The sequence below is a fragment of the Bacillus cereus group sp. N31 genome (assembly GCF_016483245.1).
In the GTDB taxonomy this organism is placed as follows: Bacteria; Bacillota; Bacilli; order Bacillales; family Bacillaceae_G; genus Bacillus_A; species Bacillus_A toyonensis.
The window spans coordinates 366,091-386,327 of record NZ_JAEHCH010000002.1; the positions used below are offsets into that span (position 1 = coordinate 366,091).

A 20,237-nucleotide genomic window follows, 5' to 3' on the forward strand; every position below is an offset into this window, starting at 1 on the left:
CATTGAAGATCACCTCGGAGCACTACTTTTGAAAACTAGTAAAAAGTAGCGGAATTGTTTCCGATAGAAAAACAAAAGTCTAATTGGACTTGCAAAGCTTATATTTCGTGAGAAGTGTAAGGAAGCTGAGTGGTACCACGATTCCCTCGTCTCAGCAATGGGTTGCTACAAGTATGTACGTAATCGATTGTTGAGATGAGTATATTTTTAAGGTTTATATACTGAATATTCTGTTAAAATACTCATCTCAGCAATCGATGTAGAAATAGATTGCAAAAATAGAGAGAAAAAAAGAGGAGCGATGTGAGATGGGTAACCAGTACATTTATATGAATGGGGAATTTGTAGAAAAAGAAAAGGCAGTTGTTTCAGTATATGATCACGGTTTTTTATATGGAGACGGTGTATTTGAAGGGATTCGTAGTTACGGAGGAAATGTATTTTGTCTAAAAGAACATGTGAAACGATTATATGAATCGGCGAAATCTATTTTACTGACGATTCCAATGCCGGTAGAAGAAATGGAAGAAGCCGTTTTACAGACACTTCAAAAAAATGAATACGCTGATGCATACATTAGATTAATTGTTTCAAGAGGAAAAGGGGATTTAGGGCTTGACCCGAGGAGTTGCGTGAAACCGAGCGTAATTATTATTGCAGAACAATTAAAGTTATTCCCTCAGGAATTTTATGATAATGGACTAAGCGTTGTATCTGTAGCATCAAGACGTAATACGCCAGATGCATTAGATCCACGTATTAAGTCAATGAACTATTTAAATAATGTACTTGTAAAAATTGAAGCAGCGCAAGCAGGCGTACTCGAGGCGCTTATGCTTAACCAACAAGGATATGTTTGTGAAGGGTCTGGAGATAATGTTTTCATTGTGAAAGATGGAAAAGTGCTAACACCTCCTTCGTATTTAGGGGCGCTAGAAGGTATTACGAGAAATAGTGTTATCGAGTTATGTGAGCGTCTTAATATCTCGTGTGAGGAAAGGCCATTTACTCGCCATGACGTATATGTAGCAGATGAAGTGTTTTTAACAGGAACGGCAGCAGAGTTAATTCCAGTTGTAAAAGTTGATTCTAGAGAAATTGGAGATGGGAAACCAGGAAGTGTAACGAAACGATTAACTGAAGAGTTTAAAAAATTGACGAGAGAAAGAGGAGTACGTGTTCCAGGACTGGCGGAAAGTTTAGCGTAGAAAGGGAGAGGAGTTAATCGAAATGGAGGAACAGTATACAACATGTGAGAAATTACAGTGCGAAGAAGTGACAGGTGCCGGACACGTTATTCAATGCTTGAAAAAATTAGGTGTAACGACTGTTTTCGGTTATCCGGGCGGAGCGATTTTGCCAGTATACGATGCGTTATATGGAAGTGGATTGAAGCACGTTTTAACTCGTCATGAGCAAGCTGCCATTCATGCGGCTGAAGGGTATGCGAGAGCTTCTGGAAAGGTCGGGGTAGTCTTTGCTACCTCTGGCCCAGGAGCGACGAATTTAGTTACGGGCTTAGCAGATGCTTATATGGATTCGATTCCTTTAGTTGTTATTACAGGGCAAGTTGCAACGCCTTTAATTGGTAAAGATGGATTTCAAGAAGCTGATGTTGTCGGAATTACTGTATCTGTTACGAAGCATAATTACCAAGTTCGTGAAGTAAATCACTTATCACGTATCGTGCAAGAAGCTTTTTACATCGCTAATAGTGGGCGACCGGGACCGGTATTAATTGATATTCCAAAAGATATTCAAAATGCAAATGTGACAAGTTTCTTTAATGAAGAAGTTAACATTCTAGGATATAAACCGGAATTTGTACCAGACAGTATGAAACTGAGAAAGGTGGCTAAAGCAATTTCAAAAGCAAAGCGTCCCCTTCTATATATTGGAGGAGGCGTCATTCATTCAGGTGGATCTGAAGAACTCATCAAGTTTGCAAGAGAGAATCGTATTCCAGTCGTTTCAACTTTAATGGGACTAGGTGCATATCCGCCGGGAGATCCATTGTTTTTAGGAATGCTCGGTATGCATGGTACGTACGCTGCAAATATGGCAGTAACAGAATGTGACTTACTACTTGCTTTAGGTGTTCGCTTTGATGATCGCGTAACAGGAAAATTAGAACTTTTTTCTCCACATTCGACAAAGGTACACATTGATATTGATCCTTCGGAGTTCCATAAAAATATAGCTGTAGAGCATCCGATTGTAGGGGATGTGAAAAAAGCGTTACACATGCTGTTACATATGCCTATGTATACACAAGCAGATGAATGGCTTCAAAAAGTGAGGAAATGGAAAGAAGAATATCCTCTTTCCTATAAACAAAAAGAATCCAATTTAAAACCACAGCATGTGATTGATTTAATAAGTGAATTAACGAATGGTGAAGCAATTGTCACGACAGAAGTAGGACAGCATCAAATGTGGGCTGCTCACTTCTATAAAGCGAGAAAACCTCGTACTTTTCTTACCTCAGGTGGATTAGGAACAATGGGATTTGGTTTCCCAGCAGCTATTGGTGCCCAGCTTGCTAAAGAAGAAGAACTTGTCATCTGTATTGCGGGCGATGCTTCTTTTCAAATGAATATTCAGGAACTGCAAACAATTGCAGAAAATAACATACCTGTAAAAGTATTTATAATAAACAACAAATTTTTAGGGATGGTAAGGCAATGGCAAGAAATGTTTTATGAGAATCGTTTATCAGAATCAAAAATTGGATCACCTGATTTTGTAAAAGTAGCAGAAGCATATGGAGTGAGGGGGCTAAGAGCAACAAATGCAACAGAGGCGAAAAAAGTGATGTTAGAAGCTTTTGCGCACGAAGGTCCTGTCGTAGTTGATTTTTGTGTAGAAGAAGGTGAAAACGTATTTCCGATGGTTCCGCCAAACAAAGGGAATAATGAAATGATGATGAAGAGGTGGGAAGAATGAGTCATACTTTTTCACTAGTTATCCATAACGACCCAAACGTCTTATTACGCATAAGTGGAATTTTTGCTCGGCGTGGTTATTATATTTCTTCATTAAATTTAAATGAAAATGAAATGGAGTTAACAACAGTTTGTACAGAACAAGAAGCAACATTACTCATCAGTCAGCTGAAAAAATTAATCAATGTACTACAAGTAAACAAATTATAAGGAGTGTATGGAATATGAAAACGTATTATGAGCAAGATGCAAAAGTAGAGTTATTACAAGGGAAGACAGTTGCGGTAGTCGGATATGGATCTCAAGGTCATGCCCAAGCACAAAATTTACGTGATTCTGGTGTGGAAGTTGTAGTTGGCGTTCGTCCTGGTAAGTCATATGAAGTAGCGAAAGCTGATGGGTTTGAAGTAATGTCCGTTTCAGAAGCGGTTCGAACCGCACAAGTTGTACAAATGTTATTGCCGGATGAACAACAAGCACATGTTTATAAAACAGAAGTAGAAGAGAATCTTCGTGAAGGGCAAATGTTACTTTTCTCACATGGATTTAATATTCACTTCGGACAAATTAATCCGCCAAGTTACGTAGACGTAGCGATGGTCGCACCAAAAAGCCCAGGTCATCTCGTTCGCCGTGTATTCCAAGAAGGAAATGGTGTTCCGGCATTAGTTGCAGTGCATCAAGATGCAACCGGCACGGCATTACATGTAGCTCTTGCATATGCAAAAGGTGTAGGTTGTACACGTGCAGGTGTAATTGAAACGACATTCCAGGAAGAAACAGAGACAGACTTATTTGGTGAGCAAGCTGTGCTTTGCGGCGGAGTAACTGCACTTGTAAAAGCTGGTTTTGAAACGTTAACGGAAGGCGGATATCGTCCTGAAATTGCATATTTTGAATGTTTGCATGAATTAAAGTTAATTGTTGATTTAATGTACGAAGGTGGATTAACGAACATGCGCCATTCTATTTCAGATACGGCAGAGTTTGGAGATTATGTAACAGGATCAAGAATTGTTACAGATGAAACGAAGAAAGAGATGAAACGAGTACTTACAGAAATTCAGCAAGGTGAATTCGCGAAAAAATGGATTTTAGAAAACCAAGCAGGTCGTCCAACATACAACGCGATGAAAAAAGCAGAACAAAATCATCAGTTAGAAAAAGTAGGAACAGAGCTTCGTGAAATGATGAGCTGGATTAAGGAACCAGAAAAGAAAACGTTAGTAAAGAAATAGATTAAGAGAATATAAGTGAAAAATACGTAAGAGGGGATTTGACAAGATGAGAAGCGACATGATTAAAAAAGGTTTTGATAAAGCGCCACATCGTAGTTTATTAAAAGCAACTGGTTTGAAAGATGAGGATTTTGATAAGCCGTTTATTGCGATTTGTAATTCTTTTATTGAAATTATTCCAGGGCATAAGCACTTGAACGAGTTTGGGAAACTTGTAAAAGAAGCCGTTCGTGCAGCAGGTATGGTACCATTCGAATTCAATACAATTGGAGTAGACGATGGTATTGCGATGGGACATATCGGTATGCGTTATTCGCTTCCGAGTCGTGAAATTATTGCAGATTCAGTAGAAACGGTTGTAAATGCACATTGGTTTGACGGCATGATTTGTATCCCAAACTGTGACAAAATTACGCCAGGTATGATGATGGCAGCTCTTCGTATTAACATTCCGACTGTGTTTGTTTCAGGTGGACCGATGGCAGCTGGGAAAACATCTAAGGGGGAAGTTGTTGACCTTAGTTCTGTTTTTGAAGGGGTAGGAGCTTATCAATCTGGGAAAATTTCAGAAGAAGAATTAAAAGATATTGAAGATCATGGCTGTCCATCTTGTGGCTCTTGTTCCGGCATGTTTACAGCGAACTCTATGAACTGTTTATGTGAAGTATTAGGTTTAGCCCTTCCTGGAAACGGTAGTATTTTAGCAATTGATCCAAGACGTGAAGAGTTAATTAAACAAGCAGCAGAGAAACTGAAAATTTTAATTGAAAGAGATATTAAACCGCGTGATATTGTAACAGAAGAAGCAATTGACGATGCTTTTGCACTTGATATGGCGATGGGTGGATCAACGAATACAGTATTACACACGCTAGCACTCGCACAAGAGGCAGGGCTAGATTATGATATGAGCCGTATTGATGCTGTTTCAAGACGTGTACCGCATTTATGTAAAGTAAGTCCAGCCTCTAACTGGCATATGGAAGATATTGATCGAGCGGGCGGAATTAGTGCAATCTTGAAAGAGATGAGCAGAAAAGAAGGGGTACTTCATTTAGATCGTATTACGGCTACTGGGCAAACATTAAGAGAAAACATTGCTCATGCAGAGATTAAAGATAAGGAAGTGATTCATTCTCTTGAAAACCCTCATAGTGAAGAGGGGGGCTTACGTATTTTAAAAGGAAATCTAGCGAAAGATGGAGCGGTTATTAAAAGCGGGGCAACCGAAGTAAAACGATTTGAAGGACCTTGCGTTATTTTTAATTCACAAGATGAGGCACTGGCTGGCATTATGCTTGGGAAAGTGGAAAAAGGAGATGTAGTTGTCATTCGTTATGAAGGGCCAAGAGGCGGACCGGGTATGCCTGAAATGTTAGCACCAACATCAGCAATCGCTGGAATGGGATTAGGTGCTGAGGTTGCATTATTAACGGACGGACGTTTCTCTGGAGCTTCACGTGGCATTTCGGTAGGGCATATTTCACCAGAAGCAGCTGCGGGTGGAACAATCGCACTACTTGAACAAGGGGATATTGTATGTATTGATGTTGAGGAACGCTTGCTAGAAGTAAGAGTGAGTGATGAGGAATTAGAAAAACGTAAAAAAGAATGGAAACGACCAGAACCGAAAGTGAAAACGGGCTGGCTTGGACGATATTCTCAGATGGTAACATCGGCGAATACAGGTGCAGTTTTAAAGGTGCCTAATTTTGATTGAGTCAAAATAAAAGAGATAAGGATGATAGAAAATGGTGCAAAATGTGAAGGAGAGAGTGAAGATTGAAGATATCCTTATGGCTCATAACTGTATGAAGGATATCGTCATGAAAACGCCCTTGCAACGTGATAAGGTTTTATCTGAAAAATACGAATGTGAGGTGTATATTAAACGAGAAGATTTGCAAGTAATTCGGTCTTTCAAAATTCGCGGTGCATACAATTTAATTCAAAGTTTGTCGAAAGAACAATTACAAAATGGTGTTGTTTGTGCAAGTGCTGGCAATCACGCACAAGGAGTTGCGTATACGTGTAATTTATTAAATATTTCATCGAAAATCTTTATGCCAACAACGACACCAAAACAGAAAGTATCACAAGTTCAATTTTTTGGTGGTAGCTTTGCAGAAATCATGTTAGTTGGCGATACATTTGATGGTGCTTTTCAAGAAGCGCAGCGCTATTGTGAGGAAAATAGGATGACATTTGTGCATCCGTTTGATGATCCGTATGTAATTGCAGGGCAAGGAACAGTAGCTGTTGAAATTATGCACGATATGGATAAGGCAGTTGATTATCTCTTTACAGCAATTGGCGGCGGTGGGTTAGCATCAGGTGTAGGTACATATGTGAAAGGTGTTAGTCCAGCTACAAAGGTAATTGGTGTAGAACCGATGGGGGCTGCATCTATGAAAGAGGCTTTCCTTCAAAACGAAAATGTAGCATTAGAGAAAATAGATAGTTTTGTTGATGGAGCAGCTGTCAAAAAAGTAGGGAAGTTAACATTTGAAACTTGTAAAGATGTCATTGATGACATTGTTTTAGTACCAGAGGGAAAGGTTTGTACGACGATTTTAGAACTGTATAAGAAAAATGCAATTGTAGCTGAACCGGCTGGTGCACTCTCTATTGCAGCACTTGATTTATACAGGGATGAAATAAAAGGTAAAACAGTTGTATGTACGCTAAGTGGTGGAAATAATGATATTGATAGAATGCAAGAAATGAAAGAACGTTCTCTCATTTACGAAGGGTTAAAGCATTATTTCATCATTGAATTTCCGCAGCGTTCAGGTGCGCTAAGAGAATTTCTTGATAAAGGATTAGGACCAGAAGATGACATTACGCGCTTTGAGTATATTAAGAAACATAATAAAGAAAATGGTCCAGCGCTGGTCGGGGTAGAATTAAAACATAAAGAAGATTATGAGCAATTAATTACTCGTTTTAAAGAAAATAATATTCAATTTGTGGAGCTTAATAAAAATCCTGTTTTGTTTGATTTGCTTATTTAGTAGAAAAAATAAAAAAAGATAGATACAAGCAAGGAAAATGCTACTTGTTCTATCTTTTTATAGTGAAACGAAATACTCTCCAAATTCATGAAGGAGAAAGCTAGTTAACCAAAAATATATCGCGATACGAATGATTATGTACAATGAAAATTCAAAGGGAGAAAGTTTTCTTTCTCCCTTTATTTTTTTAGTAGTCTAACAGAAAAAAGGAGCATAAAAGCAGGATTGCTATAAATATTCTAAAAACGTTTTCTAACAAGTCTTTCAATATGTCTATCAACTATTCTGTAGTATTTGTTACAGAGAAATAGATTTCGTGCTGTTTAGTTACGTGTGTTTATTATTTTTCCAGTACTATCAATTTCTACATCAGTTGAAACCGTTTGTAAATATTGTAGAGCTTTTTTCTTTTCTTCTTCATTTACTGGGGAAACTTGGTTATTACGAATGATGTAAGGGTTAAATGACATTTGGACATCCTTTCCTTTAAAAGTTAAAGTTAAGACGCCAGTTTCTGCACTTTTTCCATTCACATAACTCGGGAACAAAAAGTTACCTAATGAGTAAGCAATAGGAACTTTATTATAATACTCAAACCCTTGTAACCAATGCGGGTGACTTCCGACAATAGCGTCAGCACCTGCTTCAACCATTTTAGGTACATATTGTTTTTGGTATTCTACTGGACGATTTGATTTTTCAACGCCCCAATGCATATAGACGATTAAATAGTCTGCATCTTGTTTTTGCTCCTTAATTGTTTTAGTTACAAGATTTAAATCATATCCGTTCGCAACGCCAGGTTTATTGTCACCAGCTACCCAATTAGAATCAGGCATAAATCGAACGAAGGAAAGAAATTTGAACTTTTTCCCTTTTACAGTCATTTCTCGTGCAGTATATGCATCTTTTGCATTTTTTCCGGCCCCGATGTAAGGGAACTTTAATTTTTCTACGTGAGAGATAGTGTCTAATAATCCATCTTGCCCATAATCAAGTGTATGGTTATTCCCAATATTTACGATGTCATATCCAGTGTTTTTAATGGCTTGTAGTGTAGATGGATCACTTTTAATCCAAAACAGTTGCCCAGGTGCTTTCTTTTCTCTCGTTGTAAAGGCCGACTCTAAATTAACAAAGGAAATATCTGCTTTTGTTATTTCTTCTTTTACATGTTGGAATGGATAATCAGCCCCGTTTTTTTCGATAATAGGACGTAATTGCCAATCGAACATTGTATCACCAGAGAAAGTGAGTGTAATTTCCGGGTCTTCTATTTTCTTTTTGCTTTTTGTAACTGTTTTACTAGATTTGCTTTGCAAATCGGGTTTGTCTTTCGCTTTTGAAATAAAAGAGTAGTTGATTAATACAACAATTGGTGTAATACAAAAGGCTATTAACAGAAATCGTTTTAGTAAAGTTTTCATATATACCTTCCTTTTGAGTTTATCCCGTTATTGAAAACTTCCGCATTTAGATTAAAATGAATCCACTAAAGGTAGTTATCGAAATATGTATAGTTACAAAAAAAACGGGTTATAGTAGTGAAATTCATTTGTTAATATTCTCAATATTAAGTTAACATATAGATAACTTGTAAATCAATGTGTAAACCAAAATATAGAAATAAAGAATTCGAAAGGTGAAGAATGAGAAATGGTTATATTAGGGGCAGTTGTAAATGGCATTTGTATTATATTCGGTACTTTACTTGGTAAATTATTTAGTAAGATTCCAGAAAGTATGAAGGGAACAATTATGCATGCAATCGGTTTAGCGGTTACTGTACTTGGCCTTCAAATGGCATTAAAAAGTGAAAACTTTCTTGTTGTGATTCTAAGTTTAGTTATTGGTACTGTAATTGGGGAATGGTTACAATTAGAAGAAAAGTTAAAACTGTTAGGAGATTGGTTAGAAAATAAAGTTGGATCGAAGGGGAAAGGGAGTATATCAGAAGGGTTTGTAACAGCGACGCTTATTTTTGCAATTGGCGCGATGGGGATACTTGGTGCATTGGACAGTGGAATTCGCGGAAATCATAATATTTTATTCACAAAGGCGATTATCGATGGATTCATTTCGATTATATTAACGACAACTCTAGGAATCGGCGTAGTATTTTCAGCGATTCCAGTTATTTTATATGAAGGTGCTATTGCCATTTTTGCAACACAGATTAATAGTTTTGTCCCGAAAGAATTAATGAATCAATTTATAGTGGAAATGACAGCTACGGGCGGCATTATGATATTCGCCATTGGATTAAACTTACTTGGATTTATTAAAATTAAAGTAGCGAATTTACTTCCAGGTATATTGGTAGTTGGAATAATTGTTTCAATTATTTATGGTTACGGTTTGTTAGTAAAGTAGTTGAGGATGGAGATACATATGGGGGAATTCCAATTTACAAAACGTGTTCATAAAATACTGGAGATTGCAGCAAAAGAAACTAAATATAATATAATTCAACCAGTTCATCTTTTTATCGGCATGTGTAAAGAAGGTACAGGAGTGTGCGCAGAGTTATATATGTATTTGTTTCGTAAAGTTGGCACGGATTTTTTAGAAGAACTTTCTTTACAAGAACAATATGAAATAGAGTACATAAAAATAGAACAATATAAATTAGCTAATAAAACGCTAGAAATTTTGCAAATAGCGAAGAAACGTATGGAACGTTTTCAGCAAGTATTAATAAATGAAGGACATGTAATATATGCATTATTTCGTTTAGGTATAGTGAGTGAAAAAGTTATAAACAAAGAAATACAAAAAGATGTGTTACGTATTATAGCTGAACCAAGAGATTTGGCGGTGGATTTAAAATGCTTTGATCCCATTTATAATAAATTATCTTGTAATGTTAGAAGAGCTAGCTCTGCTGATTTTGAAACATTAGTACGTTTTGTTACGTGGAAATTTGGTGAACGCTGGTTACAGTCAATAGATTATGGGTTTCAAACATATAAAGAAAAAGGTACCTATTTATATTGCACAGCAGGGTGAAGTGATAGTAGGTTTCGCTTGTTATGATGTAGTCAGGGGAAAGAAAGGACTATTTGGTCCGATGGGGACAGCGAAACGAAATCATGTGAAAGGTGTAGGGAAAGAATTGTTGCATCATTGTTTATATAATATGAAGCAAGACGGATATGAATATGCAATTATTGGACAAGCAGGTCCGATTGAGTTTTATGAGAGAAGTTGCAATGCTCGTTTAATACCGCTAGAAGATAATTGACCAACTCCATATAGGGGAGTTGGTTTTATTATGAAAAAAATGTGGAATTTACATGGTTTTTGCTAGGAAATAGCGGCTTTTGTAATGAATATTACGTCTAAATCAAATTACTAAACTTTTTACAAGAAAAGGTGTAGAATGGGTATCGAATGAAAGAAGGTGTGAAAATGGCCAGCTGGAAACGAAATTTAATGATTTGTTGGCTAGGTTGTTTTACCACTGCAGCCGGTATGAGTTTAGTAATTCCTTTCTTATCTTTTTATATTGAGGAATTAGGAGTGACTGGCACTTCGAGTATTGCACAGTGGTCGGGACTTGCATTTGGTGTAACATTTTTAATGGGTGCGATTGTATCACCAATATGGGGAAAGCTTGGTGATATACATGGACGGAAATTGATGCTTATACGTGCTAGCCTTGGTATGGCGGTTATTATGACGCTTATGGGGTTTGTAACGGATGTGTATCAACTAGTCGCACTTAGATTTTTGATGGGAGCAGTATCTGGTTTCCTTTCAACCGCAATGACATTTATTGCAGCAGAAACTCCGAAAGAGCATTCAGGTTGGGCAATTTCCACAATTTCAACCGGGGGCGTGAGCGGCTCATTACTCGGACCATTACTAGGCGGTTATTTGTCTGAGTTAATTGGAATGCGTCATGTCTTTCTTGTTACAGGAGCTTTCTTATTCCTTTCCTTCCTCATCGTCTTTTTCTTCCTACATGAAGAAAATCACTCTGCTCAAGCAAAAAAGGTACAGCAAAAAAAAGTATGGACGATGGTCCCAGCAAAGCATGTAATTATTAGTTTATTTGTAACAACATTTATTATTCAACTTGCCAATATGTCAATTCAACCTATTATTACATTGTACGTAAAGAATTTGGAAGGACCAGGAACAGCTCATATCGAAATGATTGCAGGGGCAGTTATGTCTGCGACAGGATTAGCAGTTATTTTGGCAGCGCCTAAATTAGGAAGATTATCAGATCATATCGGTCCTCAAAAAACATTAGTAGTAGCATTGTTTGCTGCAGGGATTATCTTTATCCCGCAAGCATTTGTAACCTCATCTTGGCAACTATTAATTCTTCGATTTTTATTAGGTATCGCACAAGCAGGATTATTACCTTCCGTACAAACTCTACTAAAACAACATACGCCAACCCATGTAACGGGACGAATATTTGGATATAATCAGTCGTTTCAGTTTTTAGGAAATATGATTGGTCCAGTGCTTGGGGGGCAAATTGCAGCTCATGCAGGCTTCCAATATGTTTTCTTCTCTACATCATCACTATTATTTATTGCATGCATTTGGGTTTATTTTCATAATAAGAACGAAGAGGTATCAGAGAAACAACATTTGGAAGTTAGTTAACTAAGTGAATGAAATAGAAAAAAGGATGAAGCAATGAATGCTTCATCCTTTTTCTTTAAAATTGAAGGCAAAGATAACTTAATGTACCAAGCTCGTAACTACGGTGAATGACTTTTCCGTCACTTTCACCACTGCCCATAGCGATAAATAAAGGAACAAAATGTTCTGCTCTTGGTACTGCTAATTGTGCATGAGGAGCATTTTTCTCCCAATTAAACAATGCATCTTTATCGTTATTCTGCATATGTTTCATAATCCAATCATCAAATTCAATTGCCCATTTTTCAGGTGTAGTTTGATTCCATTTCAGTGCTCGTAAATTATGAACGGTAACGCCACTACCGATTACTAAAATATCTTCTTGTCCAAGTCCTTTAAGTGCTTCTCCAATCTCAAATTGTTCTTTTGCAGGAAGGAATGGATTGACTGATATTTGTACGACAGGAATATTTGCTTCTGGATACATGCGATGCAAGAGTGTCCATGAACCATGATCTAAACCTCTCGTCATATTATAATGAACTGGAATGCCTTTGTTTTTAAATTTTGTTTCTAACATAGATGCAATACTAGAAGAGCCTTTTGCCCGATATTTAATTTCGTATAACTCTGGAGGAAAACCTCCAAAATCATAAATTGTTTCATACTCGTCATCTGATGAGGAGATTGTTAATACTTCACTTTCCCAGTGAGCGGTAAAAATAACAATTGCTTTCGGTTTATATGTTTCTCCAAGTGTTTTTAAAAAACGTGTATAATCTGTATCTTGAATAGCAAGCATTGGTGAACCATGTGCTAAAAATAGTGATGGCATCATAATAGAAACCTCCTAAAAATATAATAATTACTTTATGTAAGTAACTATATGATTTTATTGGTTATTCGTCAACATAATAGTTTGATAGCTAATCGGAAAAGTACAGTATTTGTCATAATGAAAGCAATTGCATATAATACATAATAAGAATAATGAACGGATATTCATTATTTTGAGATACATAATAGAGTTGGGGGCTGACGAAATGAACGTACAGGAAAGTTTCGTTACGGCATTGGATGGATCGGAAATTTATTTGCGTAAGTGGTTACCAGAAGGAGATCCGAGAGGAATTATTCAAATTGCACATGGCATGACAGAGCATGCAGGGGTGTATACAGAATTTGTAGATGCTTTATTGGAAGCAGGGTATGGTGTTTATGCGCATGATCATAAAGGTCATGGGAAAACAGTAAAAAAAGAAGAAGATTATGGTCATTTTGAACCAAATATAGGGTGGAATCAAGTTGTATCGGATGTTATCTTTGTTTCAGAAAGGATAAAAGAAGAGCAGTCAAGTCCTTTGTTTTTACTAGGACATAGTATGGGTTCTTTTTTATCAAGACGTGCTGTACAACTTAGGGGTGAACTATATGATGGATTTCTGATTTCAGGAACAGGTGGAAATCCAGGGCTTTTAGGGGCTATTGGTCATAAAGTAGCAACAATCGAAATGAAATTGCGTGGGGCAAAAACGAAAAGTCCAGTGCTAAACTTTTTATCTTTCGGAAACTTCAATTCGAACTTTAAGCCAAATCGTACGAAATTTGATTGGTTATCTTCAGATATAAATCAAGTTGATAAATATATCGCGGATCCGTTATGTGGATTCATTTGTACGACGAGTTTTTATAGAGAACTATTTTCTGGTGTATTAGAAGTAAATAAACTAGAAGAATACAAGAAGACGCCAAAACATCTTCCAATACATATATTCTCTGGTGATCGTGATCCTGTTGGAGATATGGGAAAAGGTGTAAAAGAAGTTTATGAAAACTATAAAAAATGTGGTGTGAAAGATGTTACACTACGTTTATATGAAAATGGAAGACATGAAATGTTCCATGAAGTGAATAGAGATGAAGTGTTTAAAGATTTAATTTCTTGGTTAGATGCGCATAATAAATGAGAATGAAAGCTAAGCCCAAACTGTTTGTAGTTCGGGCTTATATTTATAGATAGTACGGATAGTCGCTAATGGAGTTTGCGTAGCGGCTATATATATTTGAAGATCGATTGAATGCCTATATAAGTTTTATATATAAATTTAGTGAGGAGACGAGTGTATGAAATTTGGAATTATTGGGCCATCAGAAGATGAAATTATGCCTTTTATTGAAGATATGTCTAATAAAAAAATAACGAATCTTGCGATGTTAACGTTTCATAGTGGGACATATGAAAATGTAGAAGTTGTTGCATTATATTGTGGTGTATGTAAAGTTAATGCAGCTATTGCAGCTCAAATATTAATAGATAAGTTTAATGTGACGCATATTATTGTAACAGGTGTTGCAGGAGCAATCGATAAAGTATTAAAAATTGGAGATACAGTCATTTCAACAGAAATCGCGTATCACGACGTGGATGAAGGAATATTAACTGAATATCATCCATGGATGGAAAGTGTATATTTTAAAACGGATAGTAAACTTCTTGAATTAAGCCGAGCAGTAATCGAGAACAATCAATTTACCCAAAATGTTTATTTCGGAAAAATAGTTACTGGAGAGGCTTTTATAAGTGAGAGTGGCCGTACAGAAATAATTTCTACATACAACCCACTTTGTGTAGATATGGAAACAGCAAGTATAGCTCACGTTTGTTATGCCAATACGATTCCATTTATAGCAGTTAGATCTATAACAGATACAGAAGAAGCGTCTGGTATTGAAGTATTTGAAGATAATTGTGTTTCAGCTTCACATCATTCCATTCATTTTATTAAAAAGTTACTAGAATCGTTGTAAAAGACATAGCTCTACTTTGAGAAAAAGCGAGCACTGAACTATAAGGAGCACGTGTAATACTGCTCTGTAGTTGAGTGTTCGCTTTTATTTTATGAACTAAATGCGTGGAGATGTAAGTATTGCAGCGAGGGATAGTAAAGATATTTATAGAATAATTGTAAAGTATCGTATTTTACTATGGAATGTGAAAATAGAACTACAAGTAATAAAAGAGAGGATAAATAAACTATGCAAATACGAGAAGCTGCATTAGCAGAAGCAAATGAATTAAGTGAACTCGCACTACAATCAAAAGCAACGTGGGATTATAGTGAGGAATTCATATTTGCTTGTAAGGAAGATTTAACAATTACAGAAGAATACATAAAAAATAATTTTGTATATGTTTTAGAAAACGATAATGCGAAGATTGGTTTTTTCTCATTTTTACGTAATGATAAAGCTCTCGATTTCTTGTACATTCATCCTGATTACAAAGGAAAAGGTTACGGGAAAATACTTTGGGAGTATGTAATAGAAAAAGCCAATGAACTAGGATTAAAAAGTTTTACAATTGATAGTGATCCGAATGCAAAAGGATATTACTTGAAAATGGGAGCACAGTTAATAGGAGAGACACCATCAACTGTCTTTAAGGGTCGTTTACTGCCTCTTTTGAAATATGATGTGTAAAACTATTAATAGTAGGGGAAGCTGAGAATGGATAATGTAAAGAAAAAGCAAATATATGAAGCGTTAATAAGATCTTGGTCAATAGAAACAAGTTCAAAGTGGACAATTGAAAATCCAGCAAAGGGACAGTGTGGTGTAACGGCTCTAGTCGTTCAAGATATATGTGGAGGGAAAATTAAAAAGACAAAAATAGGGTGCGTGTGGCATTTTTATAACTTTATAGATGGACAGAGGTTTGATTTTACAGAGGCTCAATTCAATGAAAACCTGAATTATTTGGATGTGGAATCAAATCGGGAAGAAGCAATTGCAGATACAAATGAAAAGCAATATAACATTTTGAAGGAAAAAATAACGAAAGAATTCAAATTATCTTTTGACTCTTAATCTTTAATAAGTTACTATAATGGTGGTAACTTATTAAAGGGAACTTCATAGAGTTGAAAGGGGAAATACTTTTGAAAACAACTTATGTAAACGCTACAATTGTAACGATGAATGAACAAAATGAAGTGATAGAAAATGGATATATCATTGTAGAGAATGATCAAATTATAGATGTAAAGAGCGGAGAATTCGCTAATGATTTTGAAGTAGATGAAGTAATTGACATGAAAGGAAAGTGGGTTTTACCAGGGCTTGTAAATACACATACACACGTTGTAATGAGCCTTTTAAGAGGTATTGGAGATGATATGTTATTACAGCCATGGCTTGAGACGAGAATTTGGCCACTGGAAAGTCAATTTACTCCAGAGCTTGCTGTCGCTAGTACGGAATTAGGATTACTTGAGATGGTGAAAAGTGGTACAACATCATTCTCTGACATGTTTAATCCAATTGGAGTAGATCAAGACGCAATTATGGAAACGGTATCAAGGAGCGGGATGCGAGCTGCTGTTTCAAGGACTTTATTTAGCTTCGGAACGAAAGACGATGAAAAGAAAGCGATTGAAGAAGCTGAGAAATATGTGAAGCGTTACTATAACGAAAGTGGCATGTTAACTACGATGGTTGCACCACATAGTCCATATACATGTGGTACAGAATTGTTAGAAGAGTGCGCACGGATTGCAGTAGAAAATCAAACTATGGTTCATATTCACCTTTCGGAAACAGAGCGTGAAGTACGTGATATTGAAGCGCAGTACGGAAAACGTCCGGTAGAATATGCAGCAAGTTGCGGATTGTTTAAACGCCCAACAGTTATTGCGCATGGTGTAGTATTAAATGAAAATGAGCGTGCATTTTTAGCAGAACATGATGTTCGAGTAGCTCATAATCCGAATAGTAATTTAAAACTAGGTTCTGGTATAGCGAATGTGAAAGCGATGCTAGAAGCAGGAATTAAAGTAGGGATTGCAACAGATAGTGTTGCGTCTAATAATAATTTAGATATGTTTGAAGAAATGCGCATTGCAACTTTATTACAAAAAGGTATTCATCAAGACGCAACAGCATTGCCAGTAGAAACTGCTCTTTCTCTAGCGACAAAAGGAGCTGCAGAAGTAATTGGTATGAAACAAACTGGATCACTTGAGGTTGGAAAGTGTGCTGATTTTATTGCGATTGATCCGTCTAATAAACCGCATTTACAACCAGCTGATGAAGTGTTATCACACCTTGTATATGCAGCTAGTGGAAAAGATATAAGTGATGTAATTATTAACGGAAAACGTGTCGTTTGGAATGGTGAATGTAAAACGTTAGATGAAGAGCGTATTATATTTGAAGCAAGTCGTTATAAACGAGGTTTACAAAGATAGGTATGTGCAAGTTGTTTGAAAAAGCTGTCCTTTTTTAAAAAGGACAGCTTTTTTCTTGAGCGAATAAATATTCAATATAATGTCGCATCTTTCTGTTAATATTTCTGTTATAATATATAACGTTTATAATATTTTATTTTTAAGGAGAACAATTCATGAAGCGAAAAAAGAGCCATTTAATGGTAATGGCAATTATTACATCTTTATTTTTAACAGCTTGTAATAATAAAGCGAATAAAAGTGATACAGAGGCTAAAAAACAAGTGTTAAATGTAACAGTATCAGAAGAAATTCCTTCACTTGATACTGCAAAAACGATGGATGGTACATCATCACACGTTATGCAAAACATATTTGAAGGGTTGTATGTGCTAGATGATCAAGATCACCCTATTCCGGCAGTAGCAAAATCGTTTAAAAGAAGTGAAGATGGTAAAAAATATACATTTGATTTGCGTAAAGATGCAAAATGGTCAAATGGAGACAATGTAACAGCAAATGACTTTATGTTTGCATGGAAACGTGCAGTTAACCCGCAAACGGCATCTCAATTTGCGGACATGTTCTTTCATGTGAAAAATGCGAAAGAAATAAATAAGGGAACAATGTCACTTGATGAACTTGGGGTTAAAGTTATAAATGATTATAAGTTAGAGGTTGAACTTGAACAGCCAATTCCGTATTTTTTACAGTTGTTAGCACTGCCTATATACTTACCACAGCATGAATCATTTTTGAAAGAACAAGGAAATAAATACGGATTGGAACCTAGTAATCTCATATATAACGGCCCATTTGTATTAGAAAAATGGAAACATGAACAAGAGTTCCAATTAAAGAAGAATGCTACATATTGGGATCAAAAGAAAGTGAAATTAGACGAAATAAACTTTCATATCGTAAAGGATACAATGACGGCTGTAAATTTATATGAGGCTGGCGATTTGGATCGAGTACCTATTAATTCTCAAGTTGTAGACAAGTATAAAGGGAATAAGGAATTACATATGTCAAGTGATCCTGGAATCGCTATGCTACGTTTTAATGAGAAAAATAATGCGTTAGCCAATAAGAAAGTACGTCAATCTATCTCATTAGCATTAAATAAAGTTGATCTCGTTGCTCACTTTATTAATAACGGGGCAAAACCTGCAAATGGACTTGTACCAGTTGGTCATATGAATGAAGAGACTGGCAAAGATTTTAGAAAAGAAAACGGAAATATTTCTTCATATGATTTGCAAAATGCGCAAAAGATTTGGGAAGAAGCGAAAAAAGAGCTTGGAGTAGAGCAAGTAAACCTCGAGTTTTTAACGTTCGAACAAGATAATGCAAAACGTATGGCAGAATATATAAAAGGTGATTTAGAAAAGAATTTGAATGGATTAACGTTACAAATTAAACAGCAGCCATTTAAGCAAAAGTTACAGTTAGAACAAACAGGTGATTACGATATAACGATGGCAAATTGGGGACCTGACTATAAAGACCCAATTAATTATTTAGAGTTATTTACGACGGGGAATCCGAATAATAAAATGAGTTACTCGAATTCTCATTACGATGATTTAATAAAGAAAGCGAAAAATGATTTTGTACTTGATCCGGAGAAACGATGGGAAGCGTTGCAAGAGGCTGAGCAGGTCTTATTAGAAGACGCTGCCGTGGCACCGCTTTATCATCTTGGTTCAGCTTATGTACAAAAGGATTATGTAAAAGGAATTGCAAAACATCAATTTGGTGGCGTTTATACTTATAAGAATGCTTATGTTGATAAGAAGTAAATAAAAAAGCCTTACTTTTAAAAGTAAGGTTTTTTTACAGAGTGTTGGGAAACCCTTTAGGGTTGTTGCCAGCACATGAAAAAGATGAATGCGTAATTGTTGTTACGTATTCACAAAAAGTTGCAAAAAAAATCAGATTGAGCAGTTTATTTAAGTAAAAAGAAGTTAGTAGTAAACGAAATTAAATAGCTAAGAAAAAAGCTCAATTTCTTACTTTTAATACTGAGAAACTGGTCAGTTATTAAAAAATTAGGGTATATTAACGGGGATTAATATTGGAACTAAGGTAGATCCATTTGGCTGTATTCTTAAGTTGTAGACTTAGAGATTGAAGCTGGAATTAATTATTTAATTCCTATTTCTGTACATCATATCGTGGGGAAGAAGGTAGTACTTTGAGAACAACAGAAAATTTTAACGACAAGGCCGATATATATGCGAAATATCGCCCCGATTACCCTAATGCATATATTGATTATTTGTTTTCGGCTAACCAACTGAAAGAGGACCGAATTGTGGCTGATATTGGTTCAGGTACGGGGATATTTAGCCACCAGTTGCTTGAAAGAGGTTTAAAGGTTATTGGAGTTGAGCCAAATGATGACATGAGAAAGATGGCTGAGCAATCGTTAAAACTATATGCTCGTTTTCAATCAATGAAAGCAACTGCTGAAAATACCACTTTAAAAGAGCATAGTGTGGATTTAGTAACTGTTGCTCAAGCATTTCATTGGTTTGATAAAGCAGCTTTCAAAATGGAATGCCAACGAATCTTGAAACAAAAGGCAAATGTTGCTCTCGTTTGGAATAGTAGAGATTTAACTAGTTCGATTATGAAAGAGAATGCAGAAATTTGCCAGAAAACCTGCCCGAATTTCACAGGATTTAGCGGTGGAATAGAGGAAACTCCCGAAGTATTCAACACCTTTTTTAAGGATGGAAAGTATGAGTTTAAAGAGTATCAAAATGATTTACTTTTTGATTATGAAGGTTTTTTGGGAAGGAATTTATCAGCGTCCTATGCTCCGAAAAAGGATGACGAAGAATATAAAAAATTTGTTTTTCTCCTGTCAGAGTTATTCGAAAAACATAGTAAGAATGGAAAAATTGTTCTCCAAAACATGACGCGAACCTATCTAGGAAATGTCTAAACAACCGGGAGCGATTGTTGAACAACAATTAAAAGGGCGATACATATTATTCATGCATAATATGTATCGTCCTTTATTTTTTATGACCTTTTACGATTTAAGTCTTCTAACTAAAAAAAATCTGTTGAAGAAAGCCGCGATGTTTATAAAAAGTTGTGAAGCTTTGCCCTTTTAGATCATTTAGTCTAAAGGGGTGTTTATATTTTTAACAAAGAGCTTTTGTGATTGTTGAAGAGGAAGGTAGAAATATTAGA

17 protein-coding genes, 2 pseudogenes and 1 other annotated feature (1 of these 20 running past the window's edge) are annotated in these 20,237 nt (G+C 36.0%); of the genes and pseudogenes, 16 read left to right on the forward strand and 3 right to left on the reverse strand.

From position 1 onward, the window contains the following. Positions 1-157 (forward strand) — a binding site (T-box leader); it begins 83 nt to the left of the window's first position. Positions 158-308: 151 nt separating this feature from the next. The 6 genes from ilvE to ilvA are packed head-to-tail and all read left to right on the forward strand — an operon-like array spanning position 309 to position 7,197. Next, positions 309-1,208: a branched-chain-amino-acid transaminase gene (gene ilvE / locus JDS81_RS06185; RefSeq protein WP_000528146.1), complete on the forward strand. Its 900-nt coding sequence runs from the start codon at positions 309-311 to the stop codon at positions 1,206-1,208. Between the two features lie 22 nt (positions 1,209-1,230). Then, a complete protein-coding gene (ilvB, locus tag JDS81_RS06190; RefSeq protein ID WP_097954157.1) occupies positions 1,231-2,946 on the forward strand; it encodes an acetolactate synthase large subunit in 1,716 nt (571 codons plus the stop codon). Next, a complete protein-coding gene (locus JDS81_RS06195) occupies positions 2,943-3,155 on the forward strand; it encodes an ACT domain-containing protein (RefSeq protein ID WP_000019908.1) in 213 nt (70 codons plus the stop codon). Before ilvB ends, JDS81_RS06195 begins: the two co-directional genes overlap by 4 nt. A 14-nt stretch (positions 3,156-3,169) precedes the next feature. Further along, positions 3,170-4,183 (forward strand): ketol-acid reductoisomerase, encoded by a 1,014-nt coding sequence (gene ilvC, locus JDS81_RS06200; RefSeq protein WP_000861155.1) that lies wholly within the window; start codon positions 3,170-3,172, stop codon positions 4,181-4,183. A 46-nt stretch (positions 4,184-4,229) separates the two neighbouring features. After that, complete coding sequence (gene ilvD, locus JDS81_RS06205) at positions 4,230-5,903, forward strand: dihydroxy-acid dehydratase (RefSeq protein ID WP_097954158.1); 1,674 nt, start codon at positions 4,230-4,232, stop codon at positions 5,901-5,903. A 31-nt stretch (positions 5,904-5,934) separates the two neighbouring features. Further along, positions 5,935-7,197 carry a threonine ammonia-lyase IlvA gene (gene ilvA, locus JDS81_RS06210; protein WP_097954159.1) on the forward strand — a complete coding sequence of 421 codons (1,263 nt, stop codon included), beginning with the start codon at positions 5,935-5,937 and terminating at the stop codon, positions 7,195-7,197. A gap of 57 nt (positions 7,198-7,254) precedes the next feature. Here the strand turns inward: ilvA and JDS81_RS30270 are convergent. Then, positions 7,255-7,468: pseudogene (locus JDS81_RS30270) on the reverse strand (hypothetical protein). A gap of 52 nt (positions 7,469-7,520) precedes the next feature. Further along, positions 7,521-8,624, reverse strand: a complete 1,104-nt coding sequence (locus tag JDS81_RS06215) for a CapA family protein (RefSeq protein ID WP_000854523.1) — start codon at positions 8,622-8,624, stop codon at positions 7,521-7,523. 229 nt (positions 8,625-8,853) lie between these two features. On the opposite strand from JDS81_RS06215, the gene JDS81_RS06220 reads away from it, so the two are divergent. The 3 genes and pseudogenes from JDS81_RS06220 to JDS81_RS06230 all read left to right on the forward strand — a co-directional run bounded on the left by JDS81_RS06220 (position 8,854) and on the right by JDS81_RS06230 (position 11,823). Further along, entirely contained in the window at positions 8,854-9,570 is a 717-nt protein-coding gene (locus JDS81_RS06220; protein ID WP_000236015.1) for a DUF554 domain-containing protein, read from the forward strand. Positions 9,571-9,588: 18 nt separating this feature from the next. Next, a pseudogene (locus tag JDS81_RS06225) lies at positions 9,589-10,441 on the forward strand (GNAT family N-acetyltransferase). 167 nt (positions 10,442-10,608) lie between these two features. Further along, positions 10,609-11,823, forward strand: coding sequence for a multidrug efflux MFS transporter (locus JDS81_RS06230; RefSeq protein ID WP_097954160.1), 1,215 nt, complete (start codon positions 10,609-10,611; stop codon positions 11,821-11,823). Positions 11,824-11,878: 55 nt separating this feature from the next. Here JDS81_RS06230 and JDS81_RS06235 read toward each other — a convergent pair whose 3' ends face one another. Continuing rightward, positions 11,879-12,640 carry a DODA-type extradiol aromatic ring-opening family dioxygenase gene (locus tag JDS81_RS06235; RefSeq protein ID WP_097954161.1) on the reverse strand — a complete coding sequence of 254 codons (762 nt, stop codon included), beginning with the start codon at positions 12,638-12,640 and terminating at the stop codon, positions 11,879-11,881. A 205-nt stretch (positions 12,641-12,845) separates the two neighbouring features. Here JDS81_RS06235 and JDS81_RS06240 point away from each other — a divergent pair, with 205 nt between their 5' ends. From JDS81_RS06240 to JDS81_RS06270, 7 genes are all read left to right on the forward strand, one after another. Beyond that, positions 12,846-13,769, forward strand: coding sequence for an alpha/beta hydrolase (locus tag JDS81_RS06240; RefSeq protein ID WP_001102585.1), 924 nt, complete (start codon positions 12,846-12,848; stop codon positions 13,767-13,769). Between the two features lie 157 nt (positions 13,770-13,926). Continuing rightward, entirely contained in the window at positions 13,927-14,610 is a 684-nt protein-coding gene (locus tag JDS81_RS06245; protein ID WP_097954162.1) for a 5'-methylthioadenosine/adenosylhomocysteine nucleosidase, read from the forward strand. A gap of 228 nt (positions 14,611-14,838) precedes the next feature. Further along, a complete protein-coding gene (locus tag JDS81_RS06250; RefSeq protein ID WP_097954163.1) occupies positions 14,839-15,282 on the forward strand; it encodes a GNAT family N-acetyltransferase in 444 nt (147 codons plus the stop codon). A gap of 27 nt (positions 15,283-15,309) precedes the next feature. After that, positions 15,310-15,669 (forward strand): YunG family protein, encoded by a 360-nt coding sequence (locus JDS81_RS06255; protein ID WP_097954164.1) that lies wholly within the window; start codon positions 15,310-15,312, stop codon positions 15,667-15,669. A 53-nt stretch (positions 15,670-15,722) separates the two neighbouring features. Next, positions 15,723-17,048, forward strand: coding sequence for a bifunctional S-methyl-5'-thioadenosine deaminase/S-adenosylhomocysteine deaminase (locus JDS81_RS06260; RefSeq protein WP_141499457.1), 1,326 nt, complete (start codon positions 15,723-15,725; stop codon positions 17,046-17,048). Between the two features lie 155 nt (positions 17,049-17,203). Continuing rightward, positions 17,204-18,832, forward strand: coding sequence for a peptide ABC transporter substrate-binding protein (locus tag JDS81_RS06265; protein ID WP_097954166.1), 1,629 nt, complete (start codon positions 17,204-17,206; stop codon positions 18,830-18,832). A 395-nt stretch (positions 18,833-19,227) separates the two neighbouring features. Then, positions 19,228-19,983 carry a class I SAM-dependent methyltransferase gene (locus JDS81_RS06270; RefSeq protein ID WP_097954167.1) on the forward strand — a complete coding sequence of 252 codons (756 nt, stop codon included), beginning with the start codon at positions 19,228-19,230 and terminating at the stop codon, positions 19,981-19,983. Positions 19,984-20,237 lie beyond the last annotated feature (254 nt).